The 22,212-nt window shown below is 56.5% G+C and carries 15 protein-coding genes; 3 read left to right on the top strand and 12 right to left on the bottom strand.

Going from position 1 to position 22,212, the window contains the following annotated elements:
* Window positions 1-58: 58 nt before the first annotated feature.
* The 3 genes from GSQ82_RS12180 to GSQ82_RS12190 are packed head-to-tail and all read right to left on the bottom strand — an operon-like array spanning window position 59 to window position 5,765.
* Entirely contained in the window at window positions 59-1,324 is a 1,266-nt protein-coding gene (locus GSQ82_RS12180) for a TolC family protein (RefSeq protein ID WP_254061603.1), read from the bottom strand.
* Between the two features lie 56 nt (window positions 1,325-1,380).
* Complete coding sequence (locus GSQ82_RS12185; RefSeq protein WP_158792546.1) at window positions 1,381-4,617, bottom strand: efflux RND transporter permease subunit; 3,237 nt, start codon at window positions 4,615-4,617, stop codon at window positions 1,381-1,383.
* Window positions 4,617-5,765: an efflux RND transporter periplasmic adaptor subunit gene (locus tag GSQ82_RS12190; protein ID WP_254061604.1), complete on the bottom strand. Its 1,149-nt coding sequence runs from the start codon at window positions 5,763-5,765 to the stop codon at window positions 4,617-4,619. Before GSQ82_RS12190 ends, GSQ82_RS12185 begins: the two co-directional genes overlap by 1 nt.
* Window positions 5,766-6,131: 366 nt before the next feature.
* Between GSQ82_RS12190 and GSQ82_RS12195 the strand changes: the two genes are divergently transcribed.
* Entirely contained in the window at window positions 6,132-7,523 is a 1,392-nt protein-coding gene (locus GSQ82_RS12195) for an ATP-binding protein (protein ID WP_158792547.1), read from the top strand.
* Complete coding sequence (locus GSQ82_RS12200; protein WP_158792548.1) at window positions 7,523-8,179, top strand: response regulator transcription factor; 657 nt, start codon at window positions 7,523-7,525, stop codon at window positions 8,177-8,179. Before GSQ82_RS12195 ends, GSQ82_RS12200 begins: the two co-directional genes overlap by 1 nt.
* A gap of 1 nt (window position 8,180) precedes the next feature.
* On the opposite strand, the gene GSQ82_RS12205 is transcribed toward GSQ82_RS12200, so the two are convergent.
* Complete coding sequence (locus GSQ82_RS12205; RefSeq protein WP_158792549.1) at window positions 8,181-10,625, bottom strand: heavy metal translocating P-type ATPase; 2,445 nt, start codon at window positions 10,623-10,625, stop codon at window positions 8,181-8,183.
* 177 nt (window positions 10,626-10,802) lie between these two features.
* Window positions 10,803-11,819 carry a ComEC/Rec2 family competence protein gene (locus tag GSQ82_RS12210; protein ID WP_158792550.1) on the bottom strand — a complete coding sequence of 339 codons (1,017 nt, stop codon included), beginning with the start codon at window positions 11,817-11,819 and terminating at the stop codon, window positions 10,803-10,805.
* Window positions 11,820-12,108: 289 nt separating this feature from the next.
* Here GSQ82_RS12210 and GSQ82_RS12215 point away from each other — a divergent pair, with 289 nt between their 5' ends.
* Window positions 12,109-12,930: an alpha/beta fold hydrolase gene (locus GSQ82_RS12215; RefSeq protein ID WP_158792551.1), complete on the top strand. Its 822-nt coding sequence runs from the start codon at window positions 12,109-12,111 to the stop codon at window positions 12,928-12,930.
* Window positions 12,931-13,027: 97 nt separating this feature from the next.
* On the opposite strand, the gene GSQ82_RS12220 is transcribed toward GSQ82_RS12215, so the two are convergent.
* The 7 genes from GSQ82_RS12220 to GSQ82_RS12250 all read right to left on the bottom strand — a co-directional run bounded on the left by GSQ82_RS12220 (window position 13,028) and on the right by GSQ82_RS12250 (window position 22,182).
* A complete protein-coding gene (locus GSQ82_RS12220; protein WP_158792552.1) occupies window positions 13,028-14,059 on the bottom strand; it encodes a radical SAM protein in 1,032 nt (343 codons plus the stop codon).
* Entirely contained in the window at window positions 14,043-15,986 is a 1,944-nt protein-coding gene (locus GSQ82_RS12225; RefSeq protein WP_158792553.1) for a methyltransferase domain-containing protein, read from the bottom strand. The genes GSQ82_RS12220 and GSQ82_RS12225 overlap by 17 nt, the downstream gene beginning before the upstream one ends.
* Window positions 15,983-17,458, bottom strand: a complete 1,476-nt coding sequence (locus GSQ82_RS12230) for a B12-binding domain-containing radical SAM protein (protein WP_158792554.1) — start codon at window positions 17,456-17,458, stop codon at window positions 15,983-15,985. Before GSQ82_RS12230 ends, GSQ82_RS12225 begins: the two co-directional genes overlap by 4 nt.
* The gene (locus GSQ82_RS12235; protein WP_254061605.1) at window positions 17,455-18,288 is read right to left on the bottom strand and encodes a class I SAM-dependent methyltransferase; all 834 of its coding nucleotides are present in this window, start codon (window positions 18,286-18,288) and stop codon (window positions 17,455-17,457) included. The genes GSQ82_RS12230 and GSQ82_RS12235 overlap by 4 nt, the downstream gene beginning before the upstream one ends.
* A gap of 151 nt (window positions 18,289-18,439) precedes the next feature.
* On the bottom strand, window positions 18,440-19,270 hold the full coding sequence (locus GSQ82_RS12240; RefSeq protein ID WP_158792556.1) for a bifunctional 2-polyprenyl-6-hydroxyphenol methylase/3-demethylubiquinol 3-O-methyltransferase UbiG: 831 nt from the start codon (window positions 19,268-19,270) through the stop codon (window positions 18,440-18,442).
* The gene (locus GSQ82_RS12245) at window positions 19,271-20,677 is read right to left on the bottom strand and encodes a B12-binding domain-containing radical SAM protein (protein ID WP_158792557.1); all 1,407 of its coding nucleotides are present in this window, start codon (window positions 20,675-20,677) and stop codon (window positions 19,271-19,273) included.
* Window positions 20,677-22,182: a radical SAM protein gene (locus tag GSQ82_RS12250; RefSeq protein ID WP_254061606.1), complete on the bottom strand. Its 1,506-nt coding sequence runs from the start codon at window positions 22,180-22,182 to the stop codon at window positions 20,677-20,679. Before GSQ82_RS12250 ends, GSQ82_RS12245 begins: the two co-directional genes overlap by 1 nt.
* Window positions 22,183-22,212: the final 30 nt, after the last annotated feature.

Consider the following 22,212-nt stretch of genomic DNA (forward strand, 5'->3'; position numbering starts at 1 on the left):
GACGCTGACGGTGGATTCAAAGGGGATGCCTTGTAGCTGTTCATTGGCTATATAAAGCTTACGGAACGATGTCAGTGGCAGTCGCAAAGCTCAGTTGGTGGATGGCGAGCCAGGTCTGGGCATAGGCGTTGAGGGCGTCCGAAGTCACGGAGCGAGATTCCCGCAGGGCGTCGAGATAGTCGATGAGGGCCAGGCCGCCGTGCTCATAGCTGAACTTTGATATGTCGAGAACATCTTTCGCTTCGTCGAGGTAGTGGCCGTTGTAGCGGTCGGAGAGAATTTTGGCGTTGGCGTAGCCGGACCAGGCTTGGTCGACGTCGGAGACGACCTGATTGCGGGTTGCCAGTTCGGTGAAACGGCTGGCCTGGGCGGTATACTTCGCGGTCTCCTTGTTGCCCTGGTTGCGGTCGAAGATACGCAAGGGAACGTTGATGGAGAAGTTTACGGAGTTGTCAGTGCCGGCGCGATCGTAGTCGGCCTCGAGGGTAGGATCGGCAGTTCCGTTGGCGTAGGCGAGCTTGACGTTGGCGTCGGCGACGGCTACGCCGAGGTGGGCTGCGTGATAGTCGGGTCGCGCGGCGAGAGCCTTCTGCTCGAGACTCTCCATGGTGTCGGCGACGGGCGGGGGAACAATGTCGCCGAGGACATCGAAGTCCGGGTGCGGCTTGTCGTAGCCGAGGAGAGTCTGAAGCTGGATGCTGGCCTGTTGAGCGCTGGTGATGGCGTTGGACTCGTCGGATTCGAACTGGGCAAGCTGGAGGTCGAGGCGCTCGAAGTCGAGCTTGGCGATGTCGCCGGCCTTGTAACGCTCGCGGCTGATGTCGAGCTCATGTTTGAAGTCGGCCAGGTTATCGTCGGCCAGTTTTTTTGCGGCCTTGGCCAGGACGAAGTTTGTAAAGGCGGTGCGGACGGCGAGGATGGTCTGCTGCTGCTGCAGGTGGTACTGAGCGTCGGTCTGGGCGGTGGTGGAGGTGGCGATATCGAGACGCCAGCGGCGCTTTTCTCCCCGTTCAAAGAGTCGTCCTACGCCTACGCCGTACTGGTAGGGATTGTTGCTGTCGGCGCCGAGTGTGACGTTGGAGCCGGTGACAGTGAGATAAGGATTTGCGCGGACGCCAGCCTGAACCTCCTGCGCTTTGACCGAGAGCAGATTCTGCTGCGCGGAGAGCAGTGCAGGATTTTTGAGCATGGCGAGATCGACTGCCTGCTGCATGCTGAGAGCGCCGGGCGGTGCGGTGGGCTGCGGCGTCTGAGAGAGTGCGGCGCAGGGCAGAAGCAAAATGCAGGCTGCAGCCAGAAGGCTCCGGTATTTTTTATGAGTCATGGAACCTTCTGGGGTTTGCATAAGAGTCGTTGATTGGCCTGCGCGGTTGAACAGCATTAGTTCTCGAACTCCGTCTCCGGTGTGGGAAGGACATCGTCTGGTCTTGCGATCCAGACGTACAAGGTGGGCAGGAGGAAGACGCTGATACAGAGTGCGCCAATAAGGCCTCCGACGATGACCATGGCGAAGGGCCGTTGCGAATCCGAGCCGATGCCGTGCGAGGTCGCAGCCGGAAGTAGACCAAGAGTTGCGACGAGCATCGTCATCATGATGGGACGGAGGCGGAGGACGGCGCCTTCGATGGCGGACTCTTCGATAGAGTGACCGCGAACGCGCATCTGGTTGATGTACTCCAGCATGATGACGCCGGTCTGCACGGAGACGCCAAAGAGCGCGAGAAAACCAACGCCGGAGGAGACGCTGAAGTTGGTGTGAGTGAGGAGGAGAGCGAGCAGGCCGCCGACGGGCGCCATCGATACATTGATCAGGATGAGGCCAGCCCACTTGCCAGAGTGGAACATCGAGTAAAGGATGATGAAGATGATGAGGATGGTAACGGGAAGGACGAGCATGAGCCTGCGGGAGGAGCGCTTCTGGCTCTCGTACTCACCTGCCCAATCGATCTTATAGCCGGAAGGCAGCTTTACCTGGCTGTTGACCTTGCTGATCGCCTCTTCAACGGTGCTGCCGAGGTCGCGATCTCGCACGCTGTACTTGATGGCGACAAAGCGCTGGCCGCCCTCACGTGAGATCGTCTCGGCGCCGTCCTCCATCTTGACGGTGGTGAGCTGCGCCAACGAGACACGTTCTCCGGATGGCGAGAGCAGGCGAATGTTGTCGATTGCCTCCTGGGTGCTGCGGTACTGCGGCAGGTATCGTACGACGAGGTCGTAACGCGCTTCACCCTGGAGCACCTGGCTGACGGCATTCCCGCCAACCGCAGTCTGGATGGCGTCCTGGACGTCCGCTACATTGATGCCGAAGCGAGCCGCCGCCTGGCGATCGACGGTGTAGTTGAGATTCGGCTGGCCGATCACGCGGAAGAGACCAAGATCGCTGACCCCCCTGATCCTGCTCATGATAGATATGATCTCATCGCCCTTTTGTTCGAGCGTCTTAAGATCGTCGCCGTAGATTTTTACAGCCAGTTCACCCTTCACGCCGCTCACAGCCTCTTCGACGTTGTCAGAGATCGGCTGCGAAAAGTTCCAGATGACGCCGGGCGTTTTTTCAAGCTCGCGGTCCATGGCACCGATAAGCTCGTCTTTGTTCTGACGGAAGACATGACGCCACTCGGATTTTGGCTTGAGATCGACGAAGTACTCCGTGTTGAAGAAGCCTGTGACGTCGGTGCCGTCGTCGGGACGTCCGGTCTGACTGACGACCTTTGTTACCTCCGGAAAAGAGGAGAGCACGATACGCGCCTGGTTCATGATGCGCAGGCTCTCCGTGGGGCCGGTGCTAGGCGCAAGCGTGCCACGCACCCAGATGGCGCCCTCATCAAGGTGTGGAAGAAACTCAGAGCCGATGACGCCGCTGAGTCCAAGAAACAGAGCGAGAGCAAGCGCGAATCCTGCTCCGCCTATGGTGGCCCAGCGATGCTCGATGGCCCAACGCACAGCATGGCGATAGCGATCCGTGAGCCATGCCATGACAGGGTTCTGCCACTCCGTTGTGCCCTTGGGGAAGAGCAGGCTCGCGAGAACAGGTGCGATGACGATAGAGAAGACCAGCGCGCCAAGGAGAGCGAAGGCGACGGTCCAGGCCATAGGACGGAAGAGACGGCCTTCCACTGCCTGCAGAGTAAAGATAGGTAGGTAAGCGGTGATGATGATGCCGATGGCGTAGAAGACAGGACGTTGTACTTCGTGTGCAGCTTCGCGAATCTGTTCTGCGGGCGAGAGCGAATCTTTGCGCTGATGGCTGAGATGGCGAACGATGTTCTCCACCATGACGACGGCACCGTCGACGACCATGCCGAAGTCGAGTGCGCCAAGGGAGAGAAGATTCGCAGGAATGTGCCGGAGATCGAGACAGATGGAGGCGAAGAGGAGTGCGAAGGGAATGGTGAGCGAGACGATGAGAGCGCCGCGAACGTTACCCAGGAAGAGGAAGAGGATGATGACAACGAGGATGATGCCTTCGGTGAGGTTGTGCAGCACCGTATGGGTCGTATAGTGAAGCAGGTCGCTGCGGTCAAGGAAGGGGACGATCTTTACTCCGGGCGGCAGGACGTGATCGTTGAGCTCGTCCACCTTCTGATGAATGCCCGCCAGAGCAAACTCTGAATCGTCTCCTTTCTGCAGAGCGACGATGCCTTCTACTACATCACCGTCGTCGATGATCTTGCCGTCTTCGCGGTGGATAACATCCGAGTTCGCCTTTTTTCCCGAACGGTCGATGCAGGGGTCGCTTGCACTGGAGGAGTTCGGTGGCTCGGGCGCTGAAGTGCCTCCGAATCGGCAGGCCTTGCCGATCTGGCCGAGGCGAATCTTTGGACCTTGAACGACGGTGGCGATATCCCTGACGCGGAGCGCGGTGCCGGACTGTGTCTTGAGGACAGTCTCTTCGATATCCTTGACGGTCCGGTAGAGCCCGACCTCGCGGATGTTGATCTGCTGCTGGCCCTGCTCGATAAAGCTGCCGCCGGCGTTGGTGTTGTTGTTGGCGAGCTGCTGCTCGACCTGTCCGATGCTGAGACCGTAGGCGACAAGCTTGTCGGGATCGACGCGGACCTGGTACTCGCGCGTCATGCCGCCGAAGCTGGAGACGTCGACCACTCCGGGAACGGACTTCAACTGCTTCTCGATCGTCCAGTCCTCAAGCGACTTGAGGTCCATGTTGTCGTAGAGGGGGTTGGTACTGCGCAGCGTGTACCAGTAGATCTGGCCGACGGGGCTCCAGTCGGTGCCGATCTGCGGCTGCAGCCCCGCAGGCAGCGTGACCTGCGAGAGGCGCTCCAGAACCTTTTCGCGGTTCCAGTCGTTCACCGAGTCGTCGTCGAAGATGATGCTGAGGCTCGAGATGCCGGCGAGCGAGGTGGACCGCAGGTGGGTCATGTGCGGAATGCCGGCCATCTGAATCTCGAGCGGAATTGTAACCTGCTGCTCGATCTCTTCGGCGGCGCGGCCCGGCCACTGGGTGATGACCTGAACGTAGTTATTCGCGACGTCCGGATAGGCTTCCACGGGGAGATTGTGGAAGGAGACGATGCCCCAGGCGAAGAGCATAACCGCAAGGCCGAGCACCATCCAGCGATTGTTCAGTGAAAAATCGACGAGCTTACGAATCATTACTGATCCGCCGTATTCTGCAGGGCGAGGGCGTTGGATACGACCTGCTGGCCCGCGTTGATGCCAGAGAGAATCTCCTGCATATTGCCCGGCAACATGCTTCCCCCTTGCACAGGAATGCGACGGAACTTGCCGTCTCCGGCAGGCACATAGACCCAGTCGCGATCGTGCAGATGCAGGACTGCGGATGCCGGAACCTGCGCGCGCGTCTGCAGAGTCTTGCCGTGAATCGTTGCTGTGGCGAACATGCCGACACGCATCAGGGTGTTCGGGTTTTCGACCTGGATGCGTACCTTGGCAGTGCGTATCTGTGGGTCGAGCACCGCGCCGATATCGCTGATGACACCGGTGAGGACGCGGTCAGGATAGGCGGTAAGGCGGATGTCAGCCTTCTGTCCGAGATGAACGTCAGGAAGATCGTTCTCGTAGACATCGCAGATGATCCACACGTGCGATAGATCGGCGATCGTGAAAGCATTGGACGAACCGGAGTAAGTGACGCCCGCGGCGCCTGCGTTCGTAACGTTTTGCGCAATGATGTAGCCGGAGGCGGGGGCGTAGACCTTTACGATCGCGGCTGGGTGGTTCTTGTCTACGCCGAGAACGCGAAGCTGCTCCTCGGACGCGGCTAGTGCTGCCTTTGCATCATCTTCGGCGTTCTGCGCGATCTCGACCTGGCTGTTGGGAATCGCTCCTTTTTCATTGAGGAGTTTTGCGCGGTCCAACTGCACCTGGGTGAGGCGTTCGTCGTTGACAGCCTTGAGGTACTGACTGAAGGCTCCGGAGACGTCGGTGCTCTGGACATCCATCAGAAGCTGACCCTTTTTAACGTAGTCCCCAATGCGAGCATGCACCTCGAGAACACGGCCAGAGGCAATCGAGATGACGGGAATCGTGCGGGAGATGTCGGGGTTGACCGTGCCGGTGACCTGCAGAGTCGAGGTCGCCTGATAGCTTGTCGCTGGGACGACGGTGAACTGATCGGGATGATCGACGTGAACTAGATTCACATCTGCATCGGGTTGGACGACCGCCGGAGGAGGAGCTTCGCTTTTAGGATCAGCGGGCTTACCGTTGCAACCTGTAAAAAACCAGGCGCCGAAACAAAACAGGATCGTGGCAGGTTGCCGAAGACTCAGTGCACTCATCGCGTAAACTCGTTATCTCCCATAGGATCAAGCCAGTACTGCTTCCATCTTAGAGATTATCCGACCTACGCGATCCAAGGTGGGTCGTTGAGAGACCCGCCGTAAAAGCGCAATTCGAAAGACTTAGCCCTTTGTTCGAAGAAAGTGCCATAGGTAAATTCTACCGTTTGCAAACCATCCGTGCGCCTATCTTTTGGCTAGCTGCGGTGATGTTTCGGCTAACCGCGTAGACTGTCATGACGGATGGGCCACGCTGGAAGACGCATAAATTCTTTTACATTTGATGTATCGCTTCCATGCGTGCGCACCAACTCGAGAGATCTGCCTCAGGCATGTGACGATCTCCTGTAGCGCCGTATAAAATCTATGACCTTCCGTCTATTCCGAGAGACCAGGAAATCGCTTCTACTGCGCGCCGGCTTGCTGGTGGCGCTGATCGCGATTGCCGACTGGCGTATTGACGCCGAGATTCCGCTCGGGTTTCTCTATCTGCTGCCGATGCTGCTTGTGGGAAGAGTGCTGAACCGATGGCAGATCTGCGCAACCGCGATCGCATGCACCTGTCTGACCGAGGCCTTCAACGGATTGTCGTGGACGCCTGCCGTGGGGCTGCCACGCGACATCCTTACCTTTGCGGCATTCGCGGGGATTGGCCTGTTTGTGTATAGCGTGGTCCGCAATCGACAGACGGCAAGCGAATACACGCTCCAGATAGAAAGCGAGATCACAGCGCGGCAGGACGCCGAGGAGCAGATGAAGGTGCTGATCGAGAGCAGCCCGGCGGCGATCTTTACCACCGATGCGTCCGGACATTTTCTGCTGGCGAACGAGGCCGCGCACAAACTGTTCGCCGTTGCACCTGCGAGTCTGGCGGGCACGTCGATTCATCGCTATCTACCGTCACTACTCAATCTGCCGTTCGCGCGCCAAGAGGGACGCACCTTCCGCACTGTCATGCAGTGCCATGGCACGCGTCAGAACGGCGAGGTCTTTCTTGCGGATATCTGGTTCTCGACCTACCAGACAAGCGTAGGCGCGCGTCTGGCCGCAATGGTCGTTGACATATCCGAAGACCTGAGGACGCACGAAGAGTCCAGTCTGCATCAGCTTCTAAGCGGCTCACGCATTCTGGTAGCGGCTGTCTCGCATGAGATTCGAAACGTCTGCGCGGCGATTGCGGTGGTTCATCAAAACATGAGACGCAGTCGTTCGCTCGAGAATGATAAGGACTTCGAGGCGTTCGGAACATTGATTCAGTCGCTGGAGAAGATCGCGGCAATGGATCTGCAAGATAAATCGAACCGCGCAACGAGCGTGAATCTTCAGGCGCTCTTCGATGAACTGCGGATCGTTGTTGGGCCAACGCTGGAGGAAGATGGAATCCAATTCCATATTGCGAGCGCGCCGGAGATGCTCGAGGTACTGGCCGACAGACCCAGCTTAATGCAGGTGTTTCTCAACCTGATCAAGAACAGCGAAAGAGCGCTGCAGCGGCAGCCGGTGAAGATGTTAGACATCAGAGTAGAGATATCTGGAACGCGTGTGTTGGCGAGCTTCGTCGATAGCGGCTGCGGAGTGAAAAATCCTGAGGACTTGTTCAAACCATTTCAACAACGGGCAGAGTCTACTGGACTCGGACTTTACCTGTCGCGAGCGTTCATGCGTTCGTTTCAGGGCGACCTGCGTTTTGAGCCGACATCTCAAGGCGCATGCTTTGTCGTTGAGCTCTCTGCTTGGGACGAAGGAGGGCATGATTGATGGATCAGCATATACGCGTTCTGATCGTCGATGACCACACGCTCTTTCGCGAGAGCCTGAGCAGGTTGCTTGAGGCCGATATGGACTGCGAGATACGCGGGACATGTGCGTCTGTAGAAGAAGCGCTGAAGGTGATTGCAAGGGAGACGATCGATCTAGTGCTGCTGGACTACGATCTCGGCTTCGAACAGGGATTGCAGTTTCTGCCGGAGAGCAGGTCGCGGGGCTTCGTGGGACAGGTGCTGATGGTAACTGGCGGAATGAGCGAGGCGTTCATGCTGCGTGCGCTCGATCAGGGCGCGTCCGGAGTTTTTTTGAAGAGCAGTCCATTGGCGGAACTGATCCAGGCGATTCGCCGCGTTTTTCAAGGTGAGATGTGGATCGACTCCGGCCTCGTGAAGGGGCTGGTCGCAAGCTCTCGTCAGCGCAGCGTCGAGACCAGCCAGGGGATGCTGAGTGCACGTGAACGAAGTGTTCTCCGCTGTGTCTTTGAAGGCTTGAGCAACAAGGAGATTGGGCAACAGCTCAGCATCTCCGAAGGCTCCGTGAAAGCAGCCCTGCAACAGCTCTTTGCGCGAACGGGCGTGCGCACCAGAAGCCAGCTGGTAAGGATCGCTGTGGAGCGCCACTCGAACGACTGGTTGAACGAGACATAGGTTAGAGCTTTGCGCTGCGTAAGCGCAACGAGTTAGCGATAACCGATACAGAGCTGAAGCTCATAGCCGCTGCTGCGATCATCGGGCTCAATAGCAGACCGAAGATCGGGTACAAGAGGCCAGCTGCAACCGGCACACCCATGGCGTTGTAGATGAACGCAAAGAAGAGATTCTGCCGAATATTGCCCATGGTGCGTTGGCTAAGCCGTCGAGCCTTGAGGATGCCGCGGAGATCGCCGCTGATCAGCGTGATGCCTCCCGCGGCAATCGCCACATCTGTTCCAGTGCCCATCGCAATCCCCACGTTCGCCTGTGCCAGAGCAGGCGCATCGTTGACGCCATCGCCTACCATCGCAACGATCTTGCCTTGAGACTGCAGCGCTTTGATGACATCTGCCTTTCTTCCGGGCAGAACATCCGCCTCGAATTCAATTCCCAGTCTGGAGGCAACAGCCGCGGCGGTAGTGCGATTGTCACCCGTGACCATGATGACTCTGAGACCGGCGTCTTTCAACTCTTTGATTGCTTCGACAGAGGATGGCTTAATCGGATCTGTAACAGCCACAAGTCCAGCGAGCCTTCCGCCGCTGGCAAGAAACATGACCGTCTGGCCATCCTGTCGCATCTCTTTGGCTTGCCCTTGTAATGGATCAGGAACGATGCGCAGCTCCCGCATGAGCGACTCATTGCCTACGGCGATATGCCGGCTATTGACAGTGCCGGTTACACCTCTTCCAGTGATGGAACGGAACTCCGTAGCTGACTGTAGTTCGATTTCCTTTTCTCTCGCGGAAGCAAGAATGGCCGCAGCGAGAGGATGTTCACTGCCGCGTTCGAGGCTTGCGACAGACTGAAGAAGCTGCGTCTCCTCGAAGCCGTCGATTGTGACGATCGAAGTAAGTCGAGGCTTGCCTTCGGTAAGCGTGCCGGTCTTGTCGACGACCAAGACGTCAACTTTTTCGAAGGTCTCAAGAGTCTCCGCGTCGCGAATCAGAACTCCTTCGGTTGCGCCGCGGCCGGTGCCGACCATAATAGACATCGGAGTGGCAAGTCCAAGTGCACACGGGCATGCAATGATCAGTACCGCAACTGCGTTAACAAGGGCGTGAGCATAACGCGGTTCAGGTCCCAGAACCGCCCAAAGGATTGCAGTAACTGCCGCAGCCGCAAGCACGGCAGGGACGAACCACGAGGCGATCTTGTCGGCGAGGCGTTGAATGGGAGCGCGCGTGCGCTGAGCTTCGCTGACCATTTTGACGATCTGCGAGAGCAGCGTATCGGCGCCGACGCGCTCAGCCAGCATGATCAGGCTGCCCGTACCGTTCAGTGTGCCACCTACCAGCTTTTCACCAACCGATTTCTCGACGGGAATCGACTCGCCCGTGACCATGGATTCGTCCACAGCACTGCGGCCCTCTACAACCGAACCGTCGGTAGGAATCTTCTCGCCAGGACGTACTCGGAGGCGGTCGCCAACCTGCACATCAGCGAGCGGCACGTCAGCCTCTGTTCCGGTGCTCGAGATACGCCTCGCAGTCTTCGGTGCAAAGCCGAGCAAAGCCTTGATAGCACTTCCGGTTTGACTGCGTGCGCGCAGCTCCAGCACCTGTCCCAACAGCACGAGAACAATGATGACCGACGCAGCCTCAAAATAAAGACCGGCGCCTCCGGAGGCATCTCGAAAAGAGGGAGGAAAGATGCCAGGCGCAACCACCGCCACCACGCTATAGAGATAAGCAGCTCCGGAGCCAATCGCAATCAGGGTGAACATATTCAGGCTGCGGTGAATGATGGAAGACCAGCCGCGCTCAAAAAAAGGCCAGCCTGCCCACAGAACGACCACAGTAGCCAGTGCAAACTCAAACCAGCCGAGCATCGCGCCGGCGAGGACATGCTGCACAGGATGCCCCGGCAGCAGATCGGAGACCATGATCGCGAGCAGAGGAAGCGTAAGAGCTGTGCCTATCCATAGGCGCCGCGTCATGCTGACCAGCTCCGGGTTCGGAGCATCCTCTAATGATATGGTCCGAGGCTCAAGAGCCATGCCGCAGATGGGACAGCTACCCGGACCATCCCGCACGATCTCGGGGTGCATAGGGCAGGTATATTCCGTGCGCACGGACGCTGCGAATGGATTGATCGCATCAAGAGCCATCCCGCACTTCGGGCAGGGCTTTTGTGTGCTCTCGTGCACCTCAGGATGCATTGGGCAGGTGAACCCATCTTTTGGCGCAGCCAACGCGGAAGAAGTCGCAACGATAGGACCAGTCACGACAGTTGAAACCGTACGCCGAGAGCCGTCATAGGCAGCGGGGTTTGCTTCAAACTTCTTCAGGCAGGACTGTGAGCAGAAATACCATCTCTTGCCGCCGTGTTCACTCGACCACTTCGCTGTGTCAATGGACACCTTCATTCCACAGACCGGATCGATCGATATTGCATTCATCTTAGCCTTTCAACGCGGCACGTCACATCGCGCACAACTCATTGGATGATAAAGGCTAAGATCGGTCGCACCGGCGCTGAGCCGCGGCCTATGCCCCGGTGTTTATCGAATGAAGGTGGAAGACTATTGGTTTTCCTTACAATATTGCCTGTTTAGCATGAATTGAGCTTGGGAACATTACTTCGCAGGATAGGCTTTCGTCGCGCCATTTCTTGAGTTGTAAACTTCGAAGCGTCCGTCTTCAAGCGCCGTCACTTTCAGATAATGCCCCGAATCCGTCCCGTGCAGATTGGCGATACGGCGCTCAACCACATTGTGTGCCGACCCGCCCTCTTCGGAGTAGTGCAACTGCCACAGGTCTTCTAGTCCTGGCGCCTTGGTGACGACATCCCATACCGGCGGCGATCCACCTTTCGTAGCGCCGTTATCCATAATCGCAACCCGCGGACTGATCGCATCCACCAACGCCGGACTGCTGCTCTGCGACCATCCATGATGCGAGACGACGAGCAGATCGATATGCCCAAGTTTATTGGTTGGGCACATAAATTCCATCTCCTTGTCCCAGGTCAGATCGCCGAGGTCCAAAATCCTTAGCTTACCGAAGGTCAGAATCACGCCCAAGGAGCGTGCATTCTCCGTCTGATCGGTCGGACGTTTCGCCGAAACGGCACAGAAGGAGTTGGCGTCTCCAGCGCCAGGAAGCGATCGTGGCAGAAAGTTGCCATCCGCGCTGATCACCTCTGTCTTCAGTTCAGGGATAGGCAGCATGTCGCCGGGCTTTGCCACGATATGTCCATAGTGACCATCCGCCAGGACCTTCTGGTAGGCCGCATATACCTGAGAGGTCGTAGCGTCGCTGGTCTCGCGGTTCGGCCCATGGTCGATAAAGGTGCCTACAGGGATCTTCTCCACCAACTGCGGCACCCCACCCGTATGGTCCACGTGATAGTGAGTAAGCAATACATAGTCGATGCGGCTGATTCCTGCCGCTTTGGCCGCGGCAGCGATCCGGTTCGCATCGCGCCCTTCATTTTCTGGCCAGCCGGTATCGATCAGCAAAGAGTGCCCGTACGGAGTGACGAAGAGGGACGATTGTCCGCCTTCCACATCGATGAAGTAAATCTGAAGTGGATAATGAGGTGCGGCAAAAGCGCTAAAGGATATCCCACTGATTCCGATCATCACTACCATGCGCAGGAGTCTTCTAATTGAAGGAAAATTCATACCAGCACTGTAACCCTTTCGTGCCAGACGTGGAAAGTACGACCAGCAACCAGCCTCTTAATCCCATTCACATAGCGCATGGTGAACGATCCAGTGCTTTGTCGAATAAACTACACGATAGTGGTGGTCGGAGCTAACGCGATAAGGGGTTTCACCGATTGCCTTCGAAGCGCAGAATCAAAGCACTAAAACCAATCTGCAAGTACCGCGAGATCATCCGAACCAATCACTGCCGAACGAACAAGGAGACGATAAAATGAAGACCATCACGACGAAAGACGGCACATCGATCTATTACAAAGATTGGGGCAAAGGACAGCCCATCGTGTTCTCTCATGGCTGGCCGCTGAATGCGGACGCTTGGGATGCCCAGATGCTCTTCCTCGGCGATCACGGTTATCGCGTTATTGCGCACGACCGCCGCAGCCACGGTCGCTCCGGCCAGACCTGGGACGGCAACGAGATGGATACCTACGCCGACGATCTTGCCACCCTCTTCGAAACGCTCGATCTGAAGGACGTCGTCATGGTTGGCCACTCTACTGGAGGCGGCGAGGTCGCTCGTTATCTTGGTCGTCACGGCAGCAAACGTGTTGCTAAAGCCGTCCTCATCAGCGCGGTTCCACCGCTTATGCTCAAGACGGAGAAGAACCCCGGTGGCCTGCCCATCGAGGTATTCGACGGCATCCGCGCCGGCACTGCTGCCGACCGTTCGCAGTTCTTCATCGACCTCAGCCTGCCCTTTTATGGATACAACCGGGCCGGAGCCAAAATCTCCCAGGGCGTCCGCGACAACTTCTGGTTCCAGGGTATGCAGGGTGGGCACAAGGGAGAGTACGACTGTATCAAGGCCTTCTCCGAGACCGACTTCACCGAGGATCTCAAGAAGATCGACATTCCCGTGCTCGTCCTGCACGGTGACGACGACCAGATTGTGCCCATCGACGCGGCTGGCCGCATGTCTGCCAAGATTGTGAAGAACGCCAAACTCAAGGTCTACCCCGGCTACCCCCACGGCATGTGCCAGATACACGCTGATGAAATCAACGCTGATCTGCTTGCATTTATCAAGTCCTGATCTCTAAGGTTTGGGTGACCGCTATCCCGGCGGTCTCACCCAGATCTCATCTAAGAGATAGGTCGCCGTCGTCGAGCGTGAAAATAGCCACATGCTCTTACGCGGGCCGATAGTTCAGAGAACAGACGCAGCGCTGGCATGTAGGATTCGTCGCGATATCCAGTGAGCTGCGAAATGACAGTGCTGCCGGACTGTTGATGGCCTGATAGAGCGTCTGGTGTTTGATATTTCCCACTGATCCATGAAAGAAGCACGGCCGCACGCTGCCGTCGATCTCTACCACCGCGGAGACCCACGGTGCGTTACACAGCGGAGCAGCAGGGCGCGACAAGCCAAGGTGCGCGCGGAACCGTTCCACAATCAGCCTCAGCTTCGCCGGGCTCTCGACGATAAATCCACTATCAATATCATCCGCGCGCTCTTCGATCATTGAAATCATCTCGCGATCAAGCGCTGCGAGTTCTAAGGCGGTAAGTGCCACCTCGCTCTGACGCTCAGGCTCCCACGGGCGATCGCGATTGAAAGCCTGGGACGACAGATCCGCCGCGAGAAACGAGATGCTGTCGAAGTTCATGCGTTTTACTGCGGCAACCGTCTCGCGCAGATGAGTATGGTTAAACTTCTGAATCGTCGTTCGGCAGTTGATCACGATCGTAGGGCGCAGGCGGCGCACCTCTGCCATGCCTCGCTCGATGAGCGCAAGTGCGTTCCGCACACGACGAATATGGTCGTGAACGGGAGCTGGCCCATCGATGGATATGATGACATCCGTAAAATATTCCGCGACGACTGCGGCGTGTTTGTAGAGCAGCAGGCCAGTGGTTAGTAAAGTAAGCCGGATATCGAGTTGACGGAAGAAATCGCACAGGCTTTCGAGTCGAGTGTGCAGAAGAGGCTCGCCCCCGGTAAGAACAACGTGTTGCACGCCGAGCCTCTTCAGGGAATCGCGATGACGCTCGAGATCCTCATGCTGTAATTCGTCGTGTTCTTTTCGTCTCCAGATGTCGCACATCACGCAGCGGCAGTTGCAGTTGCTATGCACGTTCAGAAGAAGGATAGGGAGCTGTTGTACGCGAGACATCTCATCTGGTGGCGCCTCAATAGGATGGATACTATAGAGCTGCGACATGGCGCACCGCCTTACCGCCCAGACGTAATTCGCCTTTACCGAGAACCTCTTCTGCAGAGGCAAAAAGAAAATCTAGGGGAGCACGCACCCATCGCATGTGTCCTTCCACCTCGAGTAGTTGCATCCCCACCCGTGCTTGTTGCGGCGTGCATTCGTAGATTTCAGCGGAAGCCATCTGAACGTTGCCGGAGATCATGACGAGTTCGATCTGATCGAATCTCAAATGCGCGACCGCCAGAGCTGGTTCGACATGAGGCGTACGAACAGCGATCAAGTCCGCAACTCCCCCGTCGATAATCTCGCCTTCGCCATCGCGCAGACGAAGAATGGCGGCAGCTCCGCGTGTCACCATCTCATACGCCATGGTGGATGAGATTCCTGTCTGCTCATGCGCGTAATGAATCTCGTCGAGAAGGTCACCTGCACCGGTAAGAGGAGAGTCGCTCCCTAAAGCGATCCTGCGAACCGAGTTGAGCCTCTCAAGTGACGGCGATTGATGGAACAGAAACTGATTGGAGCTAGGGCATGCGATTACCGCTGCATTGCGACTATTGATCAGCTCGACATCTTCTTTAGAGAGACCAAGTCCATGAACAAGTACTGTCCGATCATCTAGAAGAGACATCTCTTCAAGCCGCGTAATCTCACCGCAGGCCTCTACGTCCACTCCTTCCGCTGCGTGAACAATGAACGGAGCATCGTGTGGAGTATCGCAAAACGTATGTGTGATCTCCGGGGCGAGGGCAAGAGAGTGAGACCATCGAAGATGTGAGACGACCCGCACCGGAAACTCTGTATGCGCAAAGTCAGGATGTGCGGGATTATGGTGGCAAACGGTCGTCACACCGCACAGCAGGTTGCGTATAGTTCCCCACCATAGACGAGTCGATTTAGGAACCTGTCGATGTCGAGCGATGGTCTCTGCATGACGCGAGTGAATCTCCCTGGACCACTCCGTTGCATTTAGGTACGGATCCTCTTCAGAGTTCCGTCCAAGGTTTGGGAAGAGAGCAAACTCTAAATGGTCGTGCGCGTTGATAAGGCCGGGGAGAACCAGAAGACCAGAGAGGTCAAGAACAGATCTCGAAGCAACAGTTGCGGCAACGATAGCCGACGCGATGCGCCCCTTCGCTATATTCACCGTAGTTCCGTTGACTGTGGCCGGCCCGGACGAAATCGACGCATTCGTCAGCAGTAGCTCGTGAGGCGCCTGAAGATCAGAAGATGTGCGGTTCTTCTGTAGCTTGAGGATGTAGATTGCCGGCACATCCGTAAGTCTGTCGTACTCCTCTAGTTTTCCGGATCGTTCAAAGATGAAACGTTCCGGTTCGTCGAAAGCGGGCGTTATCGCATGTTGCAGGCTGAATCCCGACTTTTGGAATGCGGCTACAACCAGCGCCAGAGAACGGTCAAACCACGGAACTTCAAAATACTCACCGCCACACCGAAAGCTTCGACTCCACCCGCGAGAAGATGCTGTGTCGGGATTCAAATCAGAGAGGAGCAGTGTTCCGCCGGGACGCAGCACTCGGCTGCACTCGCGCGCGAAATTATCCAGATCCGGGAGATAGCTGAGGACAAAAGAGGAAAGAAGTACATCCACGGAGCCGTCGCTTACAGGCAGCGAGGAGCAGTCCCCGAGATGAAGCTGCGCCGTATCGTCAAGCTTGCTCTTAGCATGATCAAGCATGGCTGAAGAAGCGTCGATACCGCTCAACGATGCTGGCCCAAGCGCAGCGAGTTTGCCAAGCCAGCGTCCGGTACCGCAGCCTGCTTCGAAGACGCATTTCCCTCCGAGCGTCGGCAACAGCGCTTCGAGATGACGTTCCTCCAGCGTAAACATAGGATTATTCTGTTCGTCGTAGATAGACGCCCAGATATCGAATTCCGTCAGCGGCGAAGGACTCGAGTTTGCGGTGACACTCATAAGCTTTCGCGCTTAGGTTTACGAAGCGCAATCAAATGGTTGGCCAGATGGAGCTCCACAGGAAAACTATAGATGTGAAGTGCATATCGCCACGCGCTCAGCATCTTCAACAGCCTGCGACTCCACTGTGGAGCACGAATATCCTGAACCGTAGGCCACCGCGAGCCGACAACGATCTCAAAGTTATCGATGAGACGTTTGGTCTTCATCTTGAGCCACGGTGCATGCGTGTCGATGCGAAGTGTGAAGTCCATCCACTCTTTAGTGGCCCACTCTGCGGGCGTGTCCGGAAAATTGATCTTCGCGTCGATGTTGCCATACATCTCGCCACCGGCCTTATGAGTCTGGGGCGTAGGCGTGTAGTGCTGAATAATGATTTCGGAGTCAGGATTGATCCGCTTGATCTTGCGGATAAAGCGAAGAGTCTCCCGCGTGTCTCGCTCAGGATCATTCGGGTTGCCGATGACGAAGGAAAACTCTGGGATGATGCCAAACTGATACGTTCTTTTAGCGATCTCAAGCGTCTGCGCGGTCGTAATTCCTTTCTGCATCTCGTCAAGCACCCAATCCGAGCCGGACTCCGCGCCGAAGAAGATCATGGTGCAGCCGGCTCGCTTGATCGCGGCGAAGGTCTCATCCGAGTAGCGAGACATAATATCCACACGCGCCTCGCACCACCAGCGAAGGTTGAGGTGAGCCATCCTGTCGCAAAGCTCCCGCGCGTGGTCCTCGCGAAGAAAAAAATTCATGTCGTAGAACTGCACCGAGTCCGCGCCATACCGTTCCACAAGGTGCGTAAGAATCGCGACCGTGCGCTCCGGCGACTCCATCTTTTCCTTATTTCCATAGGCCGCATGAACGCCGCAAAAGGAGCAGTTGAAAGGGCAGCCTATACTCGCATGGTGGACCGCTGTCCGTTTACCAAAGAATGAAGGACGCAGATATGTCTCGGTCGGCAGACGATGAAAAGGAGACCAGGGAAACTCATCCGGACCTTTCATCGGACGTTCTGCATTACTGCGCTGCAAGCCAAACTGATCCTTGTACGAAAGTCCAAGGATCGACTCGAAGCTGCGTCTTCCGCGCAGCGCGTCCATCAGTTCCAGCAGTGTATCTTCTCCCTGTCCGCGCACGATGAAGTCGACATAACGCGCATTCAGTGCAGATTCAGGATAGATAGAAGGGAAGTAGCCGCCCCAGCAGATCTTGACGTCAGGGCGCAGTCGGCGAATCTCGCGAGAGGTTTCCATAGCTGCAACCATCTGTGGCCCTGGCATGGTCGATACGCCAAGAAGCTCCACGTTATGCCGATCGATCAGGCCGAGAATAACGGCAGTGGGATCATCTTCCAGATTGCCGTCGACAATCTCATATTCCTCGCGGCCTTCCAGCACTGCCGCAAGCGCCAAAACTGCAAGAGGTAGACGGCGATTGCGCGGTCGAGTGGCTCTTGGATGGAAGAGTACGATCATCGTGCCACCTGTGCCTTATAAATATAAAAACGTGAGGGAGACCTTCGTCGCCGTAGCTTTGCGAGGAATGGACGCAGAGCCCAACGGACACCATAAAAAGGACGATGCACCGTAAGGTCAAGCTTGAGAGCCGATCTCAGATTATTAATGCGTTCATCAGTAAGAAACTCGAGACTTGGAACGGAGTCTGAGGCAAATCCAAAACGCCGCTTGAAGTAGGTCTTCCGCTCTTCCACCATCTCGCGACCGCTGCTCTCGTGGAGATACCACGGCGTATCTGCGATCAGCACAGCCCCTCCAGGCGCGGTGCAGCGCAACGCTTCACGGAGTGTTCGGATGTAGTCCGTAGAGTAGTGGAAGGACGAGTTGAAGATGACTAGGTTGAAGCTGGCATCTGCAAAGGGTAGGTGATCCACTTCAGCCTGTACACGGTGGAAGAGCGGTGAGATGCTGCCTGCATAGTGACTCGCCGCACCCAGACCATCGCGATCATTCGTCAGAAGGTCAACAGCCACCGGAGCGTGTCCCATCCTGGCCAGCCGATAGCTAAGCCAGCCGTTGCCAGCGCCAAGGTCCAGCACTCGAAGAGGTTCGCCCTGACGTGCAGCCATCGTGGAAAGTATGTTGCGTTCTATATATTGGTAAGTCTTTGCACGAATCGACCATTGCTGTTGATTTGCACCTGACCGATCCTTCCACGGCAGGGCAAGATAATAAGCCGCATCGCTGCTTCCACGGCCTTCGGCGGCGCGTATCGTCTCATAGTCTGCGATAAAAAGAGCGAAGTGCTCAATGCGATCCGACGTCAGGCAGCGCCAGATTCCATCCACGCACGGGAAGACGCTCTTACAGATAGGGCAGGTCGCAGAGATATCTCCGTCTGCATCTTCATGCGAGACTTGCAGCGGGACGACGCATCGAGGACAGCGTAGCAAGATCGCCATCTCTGATACTGACGAAGTTCGCACGGACCCCTCAAGGTCAGGCTTCGACATGGCTCACCCTCTCGAAGCGCAGCAGAATGTGGTCTCCGAAGTTACGAACTCCCGGCAGAGAAGCCACGAAGCTCTCTAATCGGCACAACACCTCGAAGACACGAGGATGTCTGCGAGCCCAGCCTTCCAAATAAGACGGTGGAACCGTTACACCTATTCCGACACATAAACGCAGCTTGAAATAAGGATGAAACGCAGCCTTGAGTTGGCGAAGCGTTGGATAGTAGACAGCAAAAGTATGCTGATTAATAATCGCAACCGTACGGCCAGAGCAGCGTCGGAACGCCTTGCGCCACCGTCCGATCGATAGGAAGTAAAGTATCTCGGTGATGCAGAAACGAGTGGAGAAGCAGAGTAAGAGTTGAGACTCCGGCTTTACCAGTCGTGAAAGAGCGGCCGCCGTAGCGGGCAGATCCTCGATGCAGTTGAGTCCGGAAAAGTTAGAGAAGACTCCATCGAACATGCCCGCTTCCAACTCGTGAACACGCTCTGTAGGCAGATGGATAACGCCGATCGACGACTGCGGCTGCAGAAAACCTGCTCGTCTGCGAGCGATATCGACCATCTCTGAAGACGCATCGCATGCGAGTACCGTAACTCCCATGCGGGCAAGTTGAAGAGCATCTTCTCCCGTGCCGCAGTTCAGTTCAAGCACCGTATCGCCAGCCCGAAACGTATTTTGCAGAACGCTCCACACGGAGTTCCGCTGTGTGCGTCCGATCAGGGAAGACGTAAATGTTTCGTCGTAACTCGACGCAGCAAGGTCGAATGCAAGCCCTGCCGGTGGCGTGTTTGTGCTAAACGAGGATGCTGACATTTATGCATCCACCTCGGCCTGGGTTGCAAGCAGCCCTGCACGTGAGACTTGGATGTCTGTTTGTAGCTGGTTGAGCAGTGCAATATCTGAGGCCGCATTGTCCTTTAGACGAGAGAGTTCGACCTCATCCCGCAGCAGCTTATCCGCATAGGCGTAGTAGCGCAGTGAGTGGCGTCCCTTGATCTTAATCTCGCGGTCGGAGCTCTGTCCCCAGGGCTTGAGCTGTACCAGTTTATCTTCTATCTGACGATAGTAAGGTGTGCCCTTGATTGGATAGGAGACCGTGGTGAAGAAGATGTCAGGCTTCGATTTGCTGACATGCTGGATCGTAGCTTCGATATCCTGCATCTCTTCACCCTCGTACCCCCACATCAAGAACATGCCACTCTGAATTTTTCGCTGGCGGCTCATCTCGATCGCACGCTGCACCTGTTCAATCTTCACGCCGCGATCCATGGAATCCAGCAGCCGCTGCGAGCCGCTCTCCGAACCGATCCATATGCGGAAGCACCCAAGCTCCTGCAGCAGGTCGAACATCTCATCGTTCAGACGATCAGCACGCGAAATGCACTCAAATGGCATACGGAGACCGCGCTGCCGCATCTCTTTCGCATACTCACGCAGCCACGTGTGGTTGATCGTAAAGACGTCATCGGAGACCCACAGCATATCGGGCGAGTACTCCTTCACCAGCCACTCCACCTCATCGACAACTTTGATCGGATTGCGGCGCCGGTGCGTCTGCCCATACACCTGATGGCTGCACCACTGGCAGCGGAACGGACAGCCGCGTGCCGTAATGAAATTTACAGAGCCCTTGCCATGGTGTGTGCGCCACGTTTCGACATAGCGTTGAATGTCTATTGCTTTGCGCGCCGGCCATGGTTGCGCGTCGAGATCCGCTATCTGTGTTCGTGCCGGATTCTGGTGGAAGTGGCCTTCTGCATCCAGATAAGCGATGCCTGAGATGTCGGACCGCTTTGCATCTGTAGGGGTCTTGGCCACTCGTAACGCAGTAAGTAGCTCTTCCAGCGAATGCTCGCCTTCACCCGACACTACAAAATCCGCGCCCTCCTGTAGATATTCAAGAGCGTATGCACCCGGCTCCGGCCCACCTACAACAACCGTCCAGCCCGCGCTACGTGCAATGCCAGCAATCTCGACGACATTGCTTCTTGTCATCAGGTTCGCATAGATACCAAGTACGGATGGCTTCTCGGACTGCAGGTGCTGAATCAACGCATCACGACTGGAGAAGGTCGTGTCGAACACATCGACAGAAAATCCTTTGGAACGCAGATGAGAACAAAGGTAAAGAATGCCCAGCGGCGCATAGGGCTTCATGACCTTCAGCTCTTTAGGATCTTCGTAAAGAAAATATCCATGCGTAAGCAATAGATCGGGCATTAGGACTCCGTTGTCCCCGCGAGGAGCTGCACGAGCGGCGCACCGGTTGAGGAGAACCGAGGTTGCTCGCCCATATCGTCCGAAAGCGTTAGCGCATCTGGATTCCGGCCGTAGCGTTCCATCTCAACGAGGCGTTGCCAGAGCTGTTGTGCTGATTCATGAGAGGTCGGCGCGGTAGCACTGCTCCACGTTGCAACCTCCGCATGCATGGCGTCGCGCAGCACCCGATAGAACTCATCCGTGTACGGCGCGGTGAACATGATGCAGAGGTCATCGCTGTTCATCCAGTTTCGTTTGCTTCCAAGCTGCGCCTGCACACGTTCGTAAAAGCGGGTGCCCGGCAGCGGATAGCTTAGCGAGACACCGATGTCATCCGGACGTGTCTGGCGTATCACCTCGGCTGTTTCGACGATCTCCGCCCATCCTTCGCCGGGATAGCCGAACTGAATAAAATAGCATGCGCGAATATTAGCTTTGCGCAGACGCTCACGCGCGATATAGACATCGGTGAGTGATAGGTTCTTGTCCATGGCGTCCAATATCTTCTGCGATCCGGACTCCACACCCATCCATATCTCAGCGCAACCAGCTCGTTTCAGTGCAGCCACCGTCGACTCGGACATCAGGTCCGCGCGGGACTGAATCTTGAAGGGCAACACCGCGCCCTGTAGCTCCATCTCTTTGGCAAACTCTTCGATCCACCGATGATCGAGCGCAAAGATATCGTCTCCAAACCAGATGTGATCGACTTGATGGACTACCTTGAGGGTGTGAATCTCCGCTGCCACGGCAGCCGGTTGACGAACCCGAAATTTGTTGCCGGAGATAGGTTTTGCACACCAGTTGCATTGATAGGGGCACCCACGGCTGGAGACGACGTTCGTGGAGAAGTAACCATGCGCCTCAGTCCACGCCGCACGGTAGGGCTCCATGTCGATCAGATCACGCGCCGGTGGCGGCAGCTCTGTCCAGCTTGGATTCTTCGCAGTGGACTCTGCGCTTTGCCTCAGCTTTCCGTCACAGTCGAACGAGACAACACCGGCAACGTTGAGTGGCTTCTTCGATTGAAGAAGCTCCGCGCAGACATCAATCAACGCCCGTTCCGCCTCGCCATTGAGAACGTAATCGACGTTGTTACGTAGATACTCTGAAGCATGATCGGTAGCGTCGGACCCGTGAGCGACGACCGTCGCTCCCTGCGCATGTGCCAGTTCCGCAAGCCGATGCGCAGTCGTTCGCATGTGGTCCAGACACATCTTGGTGACGAAATTGAAGTCGTCCTCATAGATCACCACAATCTCCGGCCGATGCTGTTCAAGCGCACGCGCAAAGCCGCCAAAGGGATCCTCAGCAAGCATGACGTCGAATACCGCAACCGAGATCCCCGCTGAGCGCAGAGCGGATGCTGCATACAGGGTGCCCAGCGGAGGATAGGGCTGCATCTTGCGCATCTGCTTTGCGTCGAACCGAAGGTGATTCGAATGTGTCAGTAATACAGTGCTCACGCAAGCCCTCCTTTCATGGATCCCGTAAAC

This window comes from Granulicella sp. L60 (assembly GCF_009765825.1).
Classification (GTDB): Bacteria; Acidobacteriota; Terriglobia; order Terriglobales; family Acidobacteriaceae; genus Edaphobacter.